Source organism: Fibrella aquatilis, assembly GCF_017353255.1.
Lineage (GTDB): Bacteria > Bacteroidota > Bacteroidia > Cytophagales > Spirosomataceae > Fibrella > Fibrella aquatilis.
Genome location: NZ_JAFMYU010000022.1, coordinates 14,351 through 28,675, shown reverse-complemented (window position 1 = coordinate 28,675; position 14,325 = coordinate 14,351). Strand labels below are relative to the sequence as shown.

14 protein-coding genes are annotated in these 14,325 nt (G+C 57.2%); 5 read left to right on the top strand and 9 right to left on the bottom strand.

Features of this window, described 5'->3' with window-relative positions; all coding sequences use genetic code 11:
- Positions 1 to 36: 36 nt before the first annotated feature.
- A complete protein-coding gene (locus J2I48_RS22070; RefSeq protein WP_207337678.1) occupies positions 37 to 891 on the bottom strand; it encodes a methylated-DNA--[protein]-cysteine S-methyltransferase in 855 nt (284 codons plus the stop codon).
- Positions 892 to 1,049: 158 nt separating this feature from the next.
- Positions 1,050 to 1,715: a uracil-DNA glycosylase gene (ung, locus tag J2I48_RS22065; protein WP_207337677.1), complete on the bottom strand. Its 666-nt coding sequence runs from the start codon at positions 1,713 to 1,715 to the stop codon at positions 1,050 to 1,052.
- A gap of 97 nt (positions 1,716 to 1,812) precedes the next feature.
- Between ung and apaG the strand changes: the two genes are divergently transcribed.
- From apaG to J2I48_RS22045, 4 genes are all read left to right on the top strand, one after another.
- On the top strand, positions 1,813 to 2,199 hold the full coding sequence (gene apaG / locus J2I48_RS22060; protein ID WP_207337676.1) for a Co2+/Mg2+ efflux facilitator ApaG/CorD: 387 nt from the start codon (positions 1,813 to 1,815) through the stop codon (positions 2,197 to 2,199).
- A 3-nt stretch (positions 2,200 to 2,202) separates the two neighbouring features.
- Entirely contained in the window at positions 2,203 to 2,979 is a 777-nt protein-coding gene (locus J2I48_RS22055; RefSeq protein WP_207337675.1) for an O-methyltransferase, read from the top strand.
- Positions 2,980 to 3,000: 21 nt separating this feature from the next.
- Positions 3,001 to 4,359 carry a monooxygenase gene (locus J2I48_RS22050; RefSeq protein WP_207337674.1) on the top strand — a complete coding sequence of 453 codons (1,359 nt, stop codon included), beginning with the start codon at positions 3,001 to 3,003 and terminating at the stop codon, positions 4,357 to 4,359.
- A 76-nt stretch (positions 4,360 to 4,435) separates the two neighbouring features.
- Entirely contained in the window at positions 4,436 to 5,974 is a 1,539-nt protein-coding gene (locus J2I48_RS22045; protein WP_207337673.1) for a serine hydrolase domain-containing protein, read from the top strand.
- Between the two features lie 6 nt (positions 5,975 to 5,980).
- Here J2I48_RS22045 and J2I48_RS22040 read toward each other — a convergent pair whose 3' ends face one another.
- The 3 genes from J2I48_RS22040 to J2I48_RS22030 all read right to left on the bottom strand — a co-directional run bounded on the left by J2I48_RS22040 (position 5,981) and on the right by J2I48_RS22030 (position 7,724).
- A complete protein-coding gene (locus J2I48_RS22040; protein WP_207337672.1) occupies positions 5,981 to 6,628 on the bottom strand; it encodes an alpha/beta hydrolase in 648 nt (215 codons plus the stop codon).
- Positions 6,625 to 7,161 carry a DUF4442 domain-containing protein gene (locus J2I48_RS22035; RefSeq protein WP_207337671.1) on the bottom strand — a complete coding sequence of 179 codons (537 nt, stop codon included), beginning with the start codon at positions 7,159 to 7,161 and terminating at the stop codon, positions 6,625 to 6,627. Before J2I48_RS22035 ends, J2I48_RS22040 begins: the two co-directional genes overlap by 4 nt.
- Positions 7,162 to 7,322: 161 nt before the next feature.
- Positions 7,323 to 7,724, bottom strand: coding sequence for a MarR family winged helix-turn-helix transcriptional regulator (locus J2I48_RS22030; protein ID WP_207337670.1), 402 nt, complete (start codon positions 7,722 to 7,724; stop codon positions 7,323 to 7,325).
- An 86-nt stretch (positions 7,725 to 7,810) separates the two neighbouring features.
- On the opposite strand from J2I48_RS22030, the gene J2I48_RS22025 reads away from it, so the two are divergent.
- On the top strand, positions 7,811 to 8,326 hold the full coding sequence (locus J2I48_RS22025; RefSeq protein ID WP_207337669.1) for a DinB family protein: 516 nt from the start codon (positions 7,811 to 7,813) through the stop codon (positions 8,324 to 8,326).
- Positions 8,327 to 8,421: 95 nt separating this feature from the next.
- Here J2I48_RS22025 and J2I48_RS22020 read toward each other — a convergent pair whose 3' ends face one another.
- From J2I48_RS22020 to J2I48_RS22005, 4 genes are all read right to left on the bottom strand, one after another.
- Entirely contained in the window at positions 8,422 to 8,853 is a 432-nt protein-coding gene (locus J2I48_RS22020; RefSeq protein ID WP_207337668.1) for a DUF2846 domain-containing protein, read from the bottom strand.
- A gap of 50 nt (positions 8,854 to 8,903) precedes the next feature.
- Positions 8,904 to 9,863, bottom strand: a complete 960-nt coding sequence (gene metF, locus J2I48_RS22015; protein ID WP_207337667.1) for a methylenetetrahydrofolate reductase [NAD(P)H] — start codon at positions 9,861 to 9,863, stop codon at positions 8,904 to 8,906.
- A gap of 3 nt (positions 9,864 to 9,866) precedes the next feature.
- Positions 9,867 to 10,715, bottom strand: a complete 849-nt coding sequence (locus J2I48_RS22010; protein WP_207337666.1) for a phosphatase PAP2 family protein — start codon at positions 10,713 to 10,715, stop codon at positions 9,867 to 9,869.
- Between the two features lie 169 nt (positions 10,716 to 10,884).
- Positions 10,885 to 14,310: a UvrD-helicase domain-containing protein gene (locus tag J2I48_RS22005; protein WP_207337665.1), complete on the bottom strand. Its 3,426-nt coding sequence runs from the start codon at positions 14,308 to 14,310 to the stop codon at positions 10,885 to 10,887.
- Positions 14,311 to 14,325 lie beyond the last annotated feature (15 nt).

Genomic DNA, 14,325 nt, shown 5'->3' with positions numbered 1-14,325 from the left:
TGTTGGGTAGTCATAGGCAGGCTGCAAGGTACCGTTTTACCCGAAACATTGCGCCGCCTCCCAGCCCAACATGGCCTGTTTGCGGGCCATGCCCCAGCGGTAGCCGCCGAAGAGACCCGTCTTTTTAATGACCCGGTGGCACGGAATCAGGTAGCCAATGGGGTTTTGACCAATGGCCGTGCCCACCGCCCGCGAGGCCGACGGCTGCCCGATAGCCGTGGCAATCTGGTCGTAACTCACCAGTGCTCCCTCTGGTATTTTCAGCAGCGCCTCCCATACTTTCAACTGAAACGCCGACCCGCGCATCAGTACCGAAATTGGCAATAAAGCTGCGGTTAATGAGCCAGTTGAGGATCGATCAAAGACAGCATCGGCCAGCGGTTGTAGGGCGGCGGGGGCGTGGTTTAGGGTGGCGTAGGGCCAGACCTGCCGCACCACGGCTTCAGGCGAATCGGTGTCGGCAAGGAACTGGAGTACGGCCACTTTACCGTCGATGGCACCCAGCACATAGGAGCCAAACCGCCCCTCGAATGTGCCGTAGGTGAGCGTTAGCCCCGCTCCTGCCTGCTTGTACTGTCCCGGCGTGACACCCTCTATGGTGACAAACAAATCGTGCAGCCGCCCCGTCCCCGACAGGCCCGCATCGTGGGCAGTGGCCAGCAGCGACTGTCCCGCCCGGAGTTGCGCTTTAGCATGGTCGAGGGTGAGAAACTGGCCAAACTTTTTCGGACTAACGCCCACCCATTCCGAAAAAAGGCGCTGGAAGAGGTACTCGCTCAGGTTGGCCCGGTCGGCGAGTTCGGCTAGTGACGGCTGCTCCTGAAAATGCGCCGACAGGTGTTCGATAGCCCCGGCAATTTGCCCGTACGTATAGGGTGAAGCGGTCTGCATAACGGTCTGATTTGATACCCCCAAAAGTCGCCGTTTACAGAGGGGCAATCAACCCGATTCTTGCGAAAAAACGAGTTTAACGTCTAATGTCCAAGGTCTAACGTTGCCTTACGGCAGCATAACATTAGACCTTGGACATTAGACGTTAAATTCCCCCCTCACCATTCAATCGGTGGTAAGCCTTTGCTGACCAGGTACTCGTTGGCCTGGCTGAAGTGTTTGTTGCCGAACCAGCCGCCCCACTGCGCCGCCATGGGCGAGGGGTGCTTGGCTTTCAGAACCAGATGCTTCGATTCGTCGATGACGGCTCCTTTTTTCTGGGCGTAGGCTCCCCAGAGCATGAACACCACATTTTCTTTCTGCTCCGACATCAGTTTGATCACCGCGTCGGTGAAGGTTTCCCAGCCCTTGCCCTGGTGCGACCCCGCCTGCCCGGCCCGCACCGTGAGGGTCGAATTCAGCAGCATCACGCCCTGCTCGGCCCAGCGCTCCAGGTTACCCGACTTGGGTACGGGTTTGCCCAGGTCGTCCTGAATTTCCTTGAAAATATTGATGAGCGAGGGCGGCTTGGTGATACCTTCCGACACCGAAAACGCCAGCCCGTTGGCCTGCCCTTCGCCGTGGTAAGGGTCCTGCCCCAGAATGACCACCCGCGCATCGTCGAACGAACATTTGTCGAAGGCATTGAAAATGAGCTTACCCGGCGGGTAGACACGCTGGGTGGTGTATTCCTGCCGCAGAAACTCGGCCAGCTTAGGAAAATACGATTTATCGAACTCAGGTTGGAGGTAAGGTTTCCAGGAATCGGCGATGATGACGTTCATAGCAAATGGGGTAAAAATAATTGGCAGTCTTCCGATGGGAATACCAATCTTATGAACCTATTTTACGTTGCAAGGTTGTCAAAATCGATTTATAATCATGATCACGGCAGTTACGGAAGGCGTAAAGGTGAGCGTAAAAACAGAATACCAGCATGACTATTCGAGTCCCATGCAGGCGCATTATGTGTTTACCTACCGGATCGCCATCGAAAACGTCGGTGAACATACCGTTCAGGTGCTGCGCCGCCACTGGTTCATCCACGATGCCAACGGGCTGGTGCGTGAGGTAGAAGGCGAAGGCGTAGTGGGCCTGCAACCGGTGCTCGAACCCGGCGAACGCCACGAATACGTGTCGGGCTGCAACCTCCACGCCAGCATGGGCAAGATGGTGGGCACCTACCTGGTCGAGCGGTTAATCGATGGCAAACAGTTTCGTATTCAGGTGCCCGAATTCACGCTGGTGGTGCCTTTTCAGCTGAATTAATTCTTGATCGCCGCGTATCTCCGCCACTGCTGGCAGGCCGGTAACGCCCACGGACTGCATTCCCCTTTCGTTTATTCGCTCTACACCACGGTCATCCGTAACCGGGCCAAACCGCCCAACTGGGCCGCTATCGAGGCGCTGCGAAAAACCCTGCTTCGTTCTACAGAGACCATCCAGGTAACTGATTACGGGGCCGGTTCGCGTCGGCACAACGGCAACCTGCGGTCGGTAGACAGCCTGGCCCGGTCGGCGCAGAAGCCACCTCGCTACGCACAACTGCTCTACCGGCTGGTCAAGCACACCAACGCCCAAACCGTACTGGAACTGGGCACCTCGCTGGGCCTCACCACTGCCTACCTGGCTGAGGCCGTGGCCGAAACAGGGGGAGAGCTGATCTCGTTTGAAGGGTGCCCAAACATTGCCAGCCTGGCCCGGCATCACCTGGCTCAGCTTGACACTCAGCCGGTTGACATTGTGGTGGGTAATCTCGACGAAACACTCGCCCACCGTTTACTGGATATTCCCCGCCTCGACCTGGTCTTTTTCGACGCCAACCACCGCTACGAACCCACGCTGGCCTACTTCGAAACTTGCCTGCCCAAAGCGCATAACGATTCTCTGTTTATTTTTGACGATATTCACTGGTCGAACGACATGGAACGGGCCTGGGCGGCGATTAAAGCCCACCCCGCCACCCGCGTCACCGTCGATCTGTTTGGCGTTGGGCTGGTCTTTTTCCGCCACGAGCAGCCCAAACAGCATTTCACACTTCGCTTCTGAGCATCACGTCGATACACTACCATGACCGTCCGTTCGCTACTCTTCTCTGCACTGGGTGCTGCCTTCTTTATGGGCGCCTGTCAGCGCCAAACGGCTGATCCCGTTTCGCCATCGACCGACACATTTGCCCTAATGCAGGACCGGATTCTGACGCCCTCCTGCGCCACGGCGGGGTGCCACGCCTCCGAAGCCGATGCCACCTTCAAACAGCACGGCCTGGTGCTGGCCAAGGGCGTAGCGTTTAACAACCTGGTGAACGTGGCACCGAAAAATGCCCTCTCATTGACCGATGGGCACAAGCGCGTGAAGCCCTTTGCTTCGCTGGAAAGCCTGCTTTATCACAAGCTCAACCCCGACGCCAGCCACCACAACGGCAAGGTCTACGGCAACACCATGCCCCTGGGTGATACGCCGCTGACCGTGGGCCAAATCGAGTTCGTCCGCCGCTGGATCGAGGGTGGTGCCCTACCTACCACCAACTACGTTGACCCGGTGTTGCTGGACGACAAAACGCCCTCTACAGCCGCTACGGGTGCGTTTACGCCCCCCAATGCCCCCGCCAAAGGCACTGGCTTCCAGCTAAAAGTAGAGACGTTCGACATTGCCCCCAACTTCGAGCGGGAGCTGTTCACGCGCCGGGCCGTGGGCAATACCGAAGACATTTACGTGAACCGGTTTACGGTAAATATGCGCCCCGGTAGTCACCATTTCCTGGCCTACGACTTCAACAACAAGTCGCTGGCACCACCCATGAACGACATCCGCGATCTGCGCAACCCCGACGGTACGCTGAACCTGCTCACGGCGCTTCAGATGTCGAACCACGTGTATCTGGCGGGTAGCCAGTCGGCGGTGAACGACTATGTATTTCCGGAGGGTGCCGCCCTGCTTATCCCCGCCAATGCCACGGTGGACCTGAACGTACACTATGTGAACAAGACGAAGAGTGTGACGAAGGGCGAGGCGTATATGAACTTTTACACCACGCCCAAAGCGGCCGTGACGAAGGTGGTGAAGACGCTGAACCTGAGCAATACCAGCCTGACCATTCCGGCGGGCACAACCAAAACGTTTACCAAGACATTCCTGACCGACAAGACCATGCAGGTGCTCACACTCACGTCGCACATGCACAAGCTGGGCCAGAAGTTTGTGATCAAGATCAAGGGCGGCACCCGCGACGGTGAAGTGGTATACACCGCCACTGACTGGGAACACCCCGACATCATCAATTTCAAAACACCGATTTTACTGGCCAAAGGCGAAGGGCTGATTTCCGAGATCACCTACAACAACAACACCGCCAAAACCGTCAGCTTCGGTCTCACCAGCGAAGACGAGATGGGTATCATCTTCGGTTATTATTACGAGATTAATTAACGTATCGCGGACTTTAGTCGGGGACGCCTAGTCCGCATTGCTTACGGAATAAAGTCCGCGATACGTTAATTGCAGCATGAAACATTCGCTACTCGTTTTGGTCCTGGGACTAGCCATCGCCGCCCACGCCCAGCTACCCGCCCCTACCCCCACCCCTGCTACCTCTACAACCGACCGCCTGGCACGAATACGGGCGGCCCTGCCGGTCGTGGAAAAACTCTACCGCGACTATGCCGTGCAACGTCACATTCCGGGGCTGGGCTTCGGCGTGGTCGTAGACGGAGAACTCATTTTCGGGGCAGGTGCGGGCGTGATTAACCTGACGTCCAAAGCCCCCGCTACGGCGCAGTCGCAGTTTCGGATTGCGTCGATGACCAAGAGCCTAACGGCAATGGCGATTTTGAAGCTGCGCGACGAGGGCAAACTCCGCCTCGACGACCCCGCCGCCAACTACGTCCCCGAACTTAAATCGCAGGCGTCGCTCACCACCGACGCCCCTGCCATCACGATCCGGCACCTGCTTACCCACGCGGCGGGCTTCCCCGAAGACAACCCCTGGGGCGACCGCCAACTGGCTGATTCTGAGGCCGAACTGACAAAATTCCTGAAAGGAGGCGTCTCGCTCTCGAACGTGCCGGGCGTGGCCTACGAATATGCCAATCTGGGCTTCACGCTGCTGGGACGGATTATCACCAATGTGTCGAAAATGCCTTACCAGCAGTACATCACGCAACACATTCTGGGTCCGCTGGGCATGAACAGCACGATCTGGGACTACCGAAAGGCCGACCCCAACCGATTTGTGACGGGCTACCGCTGGCAGGAAGAACAGTGGCTTCCCGAAGTACCCCTGGCCGACGGGTCGTGGGGGGCAATGGGCGGGTTGATTACGACCATTGATGATTTTGGCAAGTACATGGCCCTGCACCTGAGCGCGTGGCCCGCCCGGTCTGGTGCCGACACCGGCCCTGTAAAACGTAGTTCACTGCGTGAGATGCAGCAGCCCTGGAATTTTCGGGGACTGAACCCCAGCTTCAAATACCCGTCGGGCCGGACGGTGGCGCAAACGGGCAGCTACGCCTACGGCCTGGGTTGGACCCGCGACAGCGAAGGGCGCGTGAGCGTGGGGCATAGCGGGGGCCTGCCCGGCTACGGCAGCGAGTGGCAAATCCTGCCTGACTACGGCATTGGCGTGGTGGCCTGCGCCAGCCTCACCTACGCCGGACCACGCAGCCTGAACACCGCCGCGTTGGATACCCTGATTTCGCTGGCGGGCCTAAAACCGCGTCCCGTGGCCATTTCGGCCATTTTGCAGCAACGCCAAACCGAACTCCTGCGCCTGCTGCCCACGTTCAACGGGGCCGAAACAAGCGGCATTTTCGCCGAAAACTTCTTTCCCGATACACCCCTGTCCCTTCGGCAAAAAGCCCTGAAAACGCTGTTCGACAAGATTGGGCGGGTGGTGCGCGTAGGCGAAATGATGCCCGAAAATAACCTGCGAGGCAACTTCCTCATTGAAGGTGAGCGCGGCACTATCGACGTGTTTTTCACCCTCACCCCCGAAAAGAATGCGCTCATTCAGCAGCTTGATTTGCACGAGGTAACGAAGAAGTAACCGAGTCTATAGTAGGGCCTTTAACACCTCTCGATCTACTACGTGGGTGCCGTCGAAAGGGATGATCTGCATATGGGGCAGGTCGGTCTGGAGCTTGGCGAGGTAGGCGGCGGGGTCGGGTAGCTGGGCAATGAACTCATCTTTTTCGCCATACACGTACTGTACCGCCAATCCGGCCAATTTGTCGGGGGCAATCACGTCGGCGGTGCCGTGGGGGAAAAAGCCTGCCCAGAGCATAAGCCGGTCGGCGCGGATGTGGCCGTCGTTGAGCCAACGGCAGGCGGTGGCGGCACCCTGCGAAAAGCCCATGAGCGTGATGTGCAACGTGGCCGGGTCGTGGTGGGCCAACACCTCGTCATAGAGCTTGTTGAGGTAAGCTAAATAATCGGCCACCTCGTTGTCGCGGTCTTCGCGGGTGATCCAGGAGGCCCCAATCTTGCCATATTCGGCATCGGTATAGAGCCGCGAAAGGGCTTCGGGAGCCACAATCAGGGTATCATCGTCGGCCACGACGTCGAACCGGCGGATGAAATATTTGGCTAGTTGGCCATAACCATGCAGCACCAGCCAGACCCGTTTCAGGCCCGGCTTCGCTTCGCCCATGGTGTAATACCGCGCCGTGCGCTGCACGGTCATGTGGTGTTCCTGCGTCATTGGTTGCGCTCGAACCGCGACGACTGGCGATCCTGCTTTCTTTGTTCGTAATGGGCTTTATCGGCAATGTAGAGCGTGCGTTCCAGTTGGGCATGAACCACCCCGTCGGCATCGACCCATTCCAGCGGCAATACACGTTCTGTTTGACCATTGGCGGCTACGTCATCTCTGACACCCTCAATTAACTCATTGGTTAACAGTATCTTGGTGTAGAGTGGTTTACGGCCCGGCTTGCGAAACCGGATGGTGGCGGCTTTGTCCCAAACCACGTAGGCAGGCCCTAAAATCTGAAGCAGCATGAGCATGTAGAACGGGTCTGATGCCGCAAACATGCTCCCGCCGAAGATGGTACCGACGTAATTATAGCTCCATACATTGCGCCGCAACCGTAGCTGAACCTCACGCGAATCGCCGGACCAGAACAGGATTTTACCCCCCGTGCCGAAATACATGGGGTACCAGTTCATCAGGGTCCGAAATCGCCATGTCTTACCCGATTCCTTACGGGTGGTGGTGAGAAAAGCAGGTTTCATAACAGTGGTCATTCAGTGGTCATTGGTCATTCGCTGCGCTGTCATCCGATAGTCATTCAATGGTCACTCGCTACGCTGTTATTCGGTAGTCATATATTGCCTTTACAACGAATGACTATCGAATGACAGCGTAGCGAATGACAGCGCAACGAAATGACTATTTATCTTAATGCCAATATGCGTTCTGTCAGTAGGTCCAACCCGTCGACGGCATCGGTGCCAAGTTGTTCCCGGACTGCACCGTTCAGGGCTTTCCACCGTTTGTGGCACCGCTTGGCCAGGGCCTGTCCTTCGTCGGTTAAAAACAGGCCTTTTCGGATCGAGTCGGTGAGCCATCCGTTACGTTGCAGCAATTGCAGGTCGCGGCTCATGGCCGATTTCTCAATCATCAGTTGCTTCGATAATACGCTCTGGCGTACGCCCGGCACAACGAACATATACATCAGCAACGTGGCCTGCGCCAGGGTAACACCCTCTTCGGCAAAGGTCTCGTTGTAGAGGCCCGTCACCACCCGTGAGAGCATCCGCATCCGGCCCGCAATGCAACGATCAATGTCGGTCATAGGACAAATATAAGTCACCAAGTTGCATATACAACTTTTTAGACCTACGTTCGTCTCACTCATTTCACTAAACCAACTCTATCTGTATGTCTGACCCCCGTACTGCCCTGCTCCATCAGCTCAATCTGGCCACCGAATGGCTAAACGACCTTACGCTTGAATCGTCGTGGACGGCCCCACAGGGCGAAAAGTGGACTATCGAGCAGGAGTTTGCCCACTTGCTGCGTTCCACCTACGGCATTGTCCAACTCTATAGTGAACCCGCCCGCGCCAACTGGCGTACTACCGACCGTCCCTCGCGCACCTATGACGAGGTGGTAGCCCAATACAAAGCGGCCCTGCCCCTGCTGCCCGCCGGTGCCAACCCCGTCCCTCCCGGCGACCCCAAGTTGCTCACCCAACAACGCGCCGCCTGGCAGCAAACCGTTGCCGCCGTGGCGGCAACACTGGCGGGTGTATCAGACGAGGAGCTTACGACCAACACCGTTTGGAAACACCCCCTCATTGGCCCCGTCACCGGCCTGGAAATGCTCTTATTCTCCGATTACCACACCACTCACCACCTGGCGAGTATGCAGAAAAAGCAAGAAACGGTGGCGTAGGTTTAAGTAGTGTGGCCAGGTACAAATGAGCGATGCCATCACTGTAAGTGATGGCATCGCTCATTTGTACCTGGCCACACTACTTAAACCTGAACTTAATTGCTGGCTGTCATACAGTTATCGGGCTTCATTTCAGGCAGTTTTTTCTGTGCTGTTGACTCTGTTACCTCGGTCAGCACCAATTTATCACTCATAAAGCGCACCTTCACGTCGCCTTGAAAGTAATATACTTTGTTGGCTTCCAGCTTCATGCTGATCCCGTCTTTGTCGGGTATGTTTAGCCCACCCGCTACCGACGTGAACTCCGTTTGGCCGGGCTTTAACTTCTGAATAAAGTAACGCTTGTTGCTTAGTCGGCACAATTCCGCACCATTAGCGCGGATGGTGAAGTTGACACCAGCCCGAGCAAACTGAGGCGGACGGTAAAAAACCACCGTAGCCATATCAGGCGAAGGCTCCGGAATTTGAGCGAGGGCTATACTGACAGAGCTAATCAGACTAACAATCAAACATAAAATTGGGCGCATAGTCGCTGAGGATTTAGTTTAACTCAAAAATAGGCACACCTAAGTTGATCTTAAAACAGTTCCCGCGCTATTTTCTGGACGTTGTCAGCCTTACCCATGGTGTAGAAATGCAGCACGGGCGCACCGGCGGCAATGAGTTCGCGGCACTGCTGAATGCTCCAGTCGATACCCACTTGCCGGGCATCGGTGTCGTTCTCACAGGCAGACACGGCTTTGACCAGATCGTCGGGCATGTCGAGGTGAAATAGACGGGGCAGGATCTCCAGTTGCTTGCGGGTGCTGATTGGTTTCAGACCCGGAATAATAGGAATGTGGATGTCGTGGGCACGGCAGCGGGCCACAAAATCGAAGTAGCGGGCATTATCGAAAAACATCTGCGTCACGATGTAGTCGGCCCCTTTGGCTACCTTCTGGCGGAGGTACTCAAAGTCGATGTCGTGGTCTTCAGCCTCGAAATGTTTTTCGGGATAGGCCGCCACACCCACGCAGAAGTCACTGGGAGCCATGGGCTTATCTTCTTCGTGCAGATAAACGCCCTGGTTCATATTAGCCACTTGCTCTACCAGTTCTGAGGCGTAGGCATAGCCATTTTCTTTAGCCTTGAATGTTTTAAACGGCTTGGCCGGATCGCCCCGCAGCACCAGCACATTGTCGATGCCGAGGTAGTTGAGGTCGATAAGGAAATCTTCGGTCTCGTCGCGCGAGAAGCCGCCACAGAGCACGTGCGGGACGGGATCGACCTGGAAACGGTGCATAATGGCTGAACAAATACCCACCGTGCCGGGCCGTTTGCGGGTCACAATCTTGCGTATGGTGCCGTCGGGCTGGGGCTGTTCGATGTACTCTTCGCGGTGGTAGGTGACGTCGATAAACGGCGGCTTAAACTCCATCAGCGGCTCGATATTATCGAGCAGGTTTTTGAGCGAATCACCTTTCAGCGGTGGGATTACTTCAATAGAAAAAATGGGCTTGCCGTTGGCCTGCCGGATATGATCGGAGATTTTGGTCATGTCTTAGAAACGGGTGCGCAAATATACGCCGCTGGCGAGGCCGTTGCTCCAGGGCATGGCCGTCATGTTCGTCAACACCGATTGGGCGCTACCCGTGCGGTTTTGGTGCAGTTTCGGAATACCCCAGCCCGCCAGTGACCCCATAGCCGCACCCACCAGCAGATCACTCGGAAAATGCTGCCCGGCCTCGTACCGCAAATATGACGTGCCCGCCGCCAACCCCAGCGACCCTACCCAGATCCAGGGTTTGGCCTTCGAGTTGGGGTAGTAATGCCGGAACACTTCCGCCGCAAACACCGCCGTAGCAAAGGCATTGGAGGCATGGCCCGAATAGAACGACCGCCGGGCATCTTTGTCCAGCTTATCGTCTAGCGGCGCGGCGGCATTATAGGCAAATGGACGGGTGCGCTCTACGGCATCTTTCACCGTGCTTTTGATGCCATTGGTCAGCAGCATGGTCTCCACATACATCACCCCGACGGTGTATAAGTCGCTCGTAAAGAACCCACTACCAACCGTTGGTCGGCGACAGGCCAGGATCACGCCCCCCGTAAGGGCTATGTCGGCAACAAGCGTGACGTCGCTAAGTCGGGCGGCACTGGCAGAGTAATTGGCCGTGGCCCGCCGGTCGAAGTGGGGGGTAATGTTGAGCACGTTGAGCTGCTGCACCTCGGCGGGCGTGAAGGCATCGAGCTTTTTGTTAAATACAAACGCCGCCCCGTACGAAGCCACGCCCGCCCCCAGTAGCACCGCCTCGCGTCCAGTTTTCAGGGTATAGGGTGACTCTGATGGCGTTTGAGCAACGGCCAGTATTGTGTTGATTGTGAAGATGAAACTGTAGATAAAGCGCATAAAAGTGAGTGGTAAGTGATGAGTGGTAAATGGTGAGTGGCTGGCGCGTGTAGAGTTTTTGTCATCCCGACAAAGGAGGGATCTACTTTCCTTCAAGCACAGTATGCATTAGGAAAGTAGATCCCTCCTTTGTCGGGATGACAAAAAACCACTCATCACTTACCACTTTTTATAAAAACGTGACCGTTGGTTCGTTGCCGAGCCAGACTACGCGGCCTTCAACAGAATCGTAGCCCATTTGGCGGTATAGGTCCACAAAAGTAACCAGCCACGATTCGGTCTGTTCGGCGGGGCTGCCATATTGGATCAGCACCACGTGGCCGTCGGGGCGATGCACTACTCGGTGGGGCGCGCCCTGCACAGGACGCTTGCTCAGAATACCCCGGTCGGTGTCGATGCGGCGGTCATAGCCAAAGACATCGGTCAGGGCGGGGTGACGCACAATGGCCGAGAGCATCCGTTGCAGTTCGTCGGTTTCCACGGCCCGGATCACCCCTTCGCGCACCAGTTGCCGCAGCGATTTATCGACGCATCCCGCGCCCTTGATCAAGCTCAGGGCGGCGCAGAGTTTGCGTTCGCGCTCCCGCGTACGCTCGAACGTGCGGGTATCGAACACGCGCTCGGCCTGACGGCGCAACTGCATGTTCTGCCCCCGCGACCCGCTCATAAGCCCTTGTAAATGAATAGGTTCTGATCCAGGCTTTGTCTCGTCACGTTGAGAAACCACCTGCTTCGGTATGCCCTGCTGCCAGATGTACTGATTGCGACCCTCTTCCCAGCAACAGCCGGTTTGGGCGGCGGCGGGGCTTTGGTCCAGGAACTGTTGCAGCCACTGCGCCACCGTCCGCCGCCCGCCCGTGGTTGGTTTGTCGTCGTCGGCTTTGGCGTTGGCGCGGGGTTTGGTGCGTTCGGCCAGCACGTAGAGCCGGTCTTCGGGGCGGGTGAAAGCCACGTAGAGCAGGTTCATGTTTTCGAGAAACAAATTCTCGGCTTCGTACAAATATTGCTCCCTGACCGAATCAGGGCCGTTTTCCAGGTCGCGCCGCACCGACACCTGCGCCGTGGGCAACCGCAGCGACCCGCCGCCCGGCAACGGAATTTGCAACGGTTCGGCCCGCACATCGTCGAGGTTCAGCCACATTGTAGAACGGGTGTTGGGGTCAACGCCCCAGTCGGCGAAGGGCACGATGACCACCGGAAATTGTAGTCCTTTGGCTTTATGGATGGTCTGCACCGTGATGGCGTCGGTGGCGATACTTTCGCTCACGGCCACCTTCACGCGGGCGGTTTCCCAGTAGGTTAAAAAGTCGGCAAGGTGGCCCGACTGCCGGTTGTTAAACGTCATGATTTCGTCCAGAAACCGGAACAAAAACGGCTGATCATGGGTGCGGCCAAAGAGTTTGAAGCCGTGGGCCAGCCGTTCGGTCAGTTCATACACGTTCAGTTGCACCAGACCAGTGGGGTCAACGGCAAAACCTTCAGTGGCCATGTAAGCGAACACGCCCGCCTCGTCGGTCGAATCGGCCACGAGCCGGATAGCTTCAGTTTGGTGGTCGGTGGGCACTTCAAATTTCACCACCGTATGAAACAAATACAGCACCTCATAGCGCAGAGGCCGCTGACCGGGGCGACAAACCAGGTTCAGCAGGGCCACCAAAAACCGGATCGGGTCGGAGAATTGCAGCGACAGCGAATCGGCCGATACCAGCGGAATCTGCTGCCGGTTCAGTTCGTTGGCCACCGCCTGGGCGTCCTTTTTTTCGCGGGTTAGCACGGCCATATCGCTGTAGGCGTAGCCCTCGGCGCGGGCCTGCTCAATGTAGGCCAGCGTAAGCCGGACCATCTCACTATCTACGGTGGCGGGCAGGGCAAGGTCGTCTTTGCTGATGAAATCGAACTGAATGTGCGCATCATCGGGGGCGGTGGGGCGGGGTTCCTGCACAAAGCCACGGAGGGCGTCATAGACCAAGCCAACGTGCTCATTATCTGCGGAATATGTGTCGGCCAGAAACGAAAACAGGCTATTATTAAACGCCACAATCGGCCGCGCCGACCGGTAGTTAACCCCCAGCGTTTGCGACTGAATCGTGCCGTTGAGCGTACCGATCCGTTCGGCGGTCCAGGATTCGGCCCCGTGAATGCGTTGTAGCTGCGTGAGTTGCCGACGGTGGAGGGCCACGATCTGATCTTTGTCGCCCCCCCGCCAGCGGTAGATCGACTGCTTGCCGTCGCCCACCACGAGGTTCGTGTGGCCTGCCCCCAGCGCGTTTTCGATCAGCGGCATGAGGTTGGCAAATTGCAGCCGCGAGGTGTCCTGAAACTCGTCGATGAGGATGTGGTTGTAGCGGCTGCCGAGGCGTTCGTACAAAAATGGGACGGGTTCGCTTTCCACAATGGCCTTAATCCGCTGGTTAAATTCGGAGATGTGCACGCGGCCATCCTTACGGAGCAGTTCCACAAATTCGGCCCGAATCTGTTGCAGCAGGGCCATTTTCTGCAACTGCGGGTCAACGGCATTCACCAGCGTGAGCAACTTCCCCGACTCTTGTTGCTCATCCTGAATGGCACGGAAACACGCCCGCAAATCGTCGGCGATGCCGTCGATGGCCACTTTGGTACCGAGCGGGATCGTTTTCACGTACCACTCGTCGTTGTCAATGGCTTTCAGGCTGGTGGCGTTGGCCTCTTTACTTGTTTCGCCGCCCGCTACGGCCTCAAAATACCCCGCGATACCGCCTTTTTTCAGCTTAAAATCATCCACGTTCACGCCCACCCGCGCCATGTGCCCCAGGGCCGTTTGGGCGTGGGCCTGCATCTGCTGATGCACCGTTTCGCGGAAGGTGCGCAACTGCCCCCGAATGGCTCGAATCTGCATAGCCGACAGCTCGGCCAGCCGCCCCACGGCAGTATAGTGTTGGTCGGAGGTGAGCACGTGCCCGAAGTCTTGCAGGGTTTTGGCCACCTGATGCCAGCTGTGGCCTTCGCGGGTGGTCTCGGCCATGATCTGATGGAAGATCTCGGTGATCTCGGCCATGTCTTCCGTGCCCACCCGTTCGATGAGGTTATCGACGGCTACTTCCAAAACCTGATCGGTGTCCATCTCGACGTCGAAGGCGTAGGGCAGGCCCAACTCATCCGTAAAGGCCATGACCAGCCGCTGCGTGAAGGAGTCGATGGTGGTGATGGCAAAGTCAGAATAGCCATGCAAAATGGCTTGAAACAAAGTCTCGGCGCGGTTTCTGACCAGCAGCATAGCCGGCTCAAAGGCGTCGGTGCCGGGTTGGTGGCCCGTCAGTTCGGCCACCACGTGCCCCAGCATGTCGCTGTACCGGACGGTGCCGTCGCCCTTCAGCTCGGCGGGTTTGGCCATCGCTTCCAGTTCGGTCAGCACCCGGTTTTTCAGTTCTGCCGCCGCCGCATTGGTAAACGTGATGGCCAGAATATGCCGGAAATAGGTGCCGGTGTAGCCCTTGGCCTCCCCCACCGACGCGGGCATACCGTCTGTATTACCCCCGCTAAGGGCCAGCTTGAGGTACTCTTTGGTCAGGGTATACGTTTTCCCCGACCCCGCCGACGCACTGTAGATGGTGAACAAAGGAAGGGATTTACG

Coding starts and splice junctions, on each gene's coding strand:
- J2I48_RS22070 (WP_207337678.1), bottom strand. CDS start 891: ATGCAGACCGCTTCACCCTATACGTACGGGCAAATTGCCGGGGCTATC.
- ung (WP_207337677.1), bottom strand. CDS start 1,715: ATGAACGTCATCATCGCCGATTCCTGGAAACCTTACCTCCAACCTGAG.
- apaG (WP_207337676.1), top strand. CDS start 1,813: ATGATCACGGCAGTTACGGAAGGCGTAAAGGTGAGCGTAAAAACAGAA.
- J2I48_RS22050 (WP_207337674.1), top strand. CDS start 3,001: ATGACCGTCCGTTCGCTACTCTTCTCTGCACTGGGTGCTGCCTTCTTT.
- J2I48_RS22045 (WP_207337673.1), top strand. CDS start 4,436: ATGAAACATTCGCTACTCGTTTTGGTCCTGGGACTAGCCATCGCCGCC.
- J2I48_RS22040 (WP_207337672.1), bottom strand. CDS start 6,628: ATGACGCAGGAACACCACATGACCGTGCAGCGCACGGCGCGGTATTAC.
- J2I48_RS22035 (WP_207337671.1), bottom strand. CDS start 7,161: ATGAAACCTGCTTTTCTCACCACCACCCGTAAGGAATCGGGTAAGACA.
- J2I48_RS22030 (WP_207337670.1), bottom strand. CDS start 7,724: ATGACCGACATTGATCGTTGCATTGCGGGCCGGATGCGGATGCTCTCA.
- J2I48_RS22025 (WP_207337669.1), top strand. CDS start 7,811: ATGTCTGACCCCCGTACTGCCCTGCTCCATCAGCTCAATCTGGCCACC.
- J2I48_RS22020 (WP_207337668.1), bottom strand. CDS start 8,853: ATGCGCCCAATTTTATGTTTGATTGTTAGTCTGATTAGCTCTGTCAGT.
- metF (WP_207337667.1), bottom strand. CDS start 9,863: ATGACCAAAATCTCCGATCATATCCGGCAGGCCAACGGCAAGCCCATT.
- J2I48_RS22010 (WP_207337666.1), bottom strand. CDS start 10,715: ATGCGCTTTATCTACAGTTTCATCTTCACAATCAACACAATACTGGCC.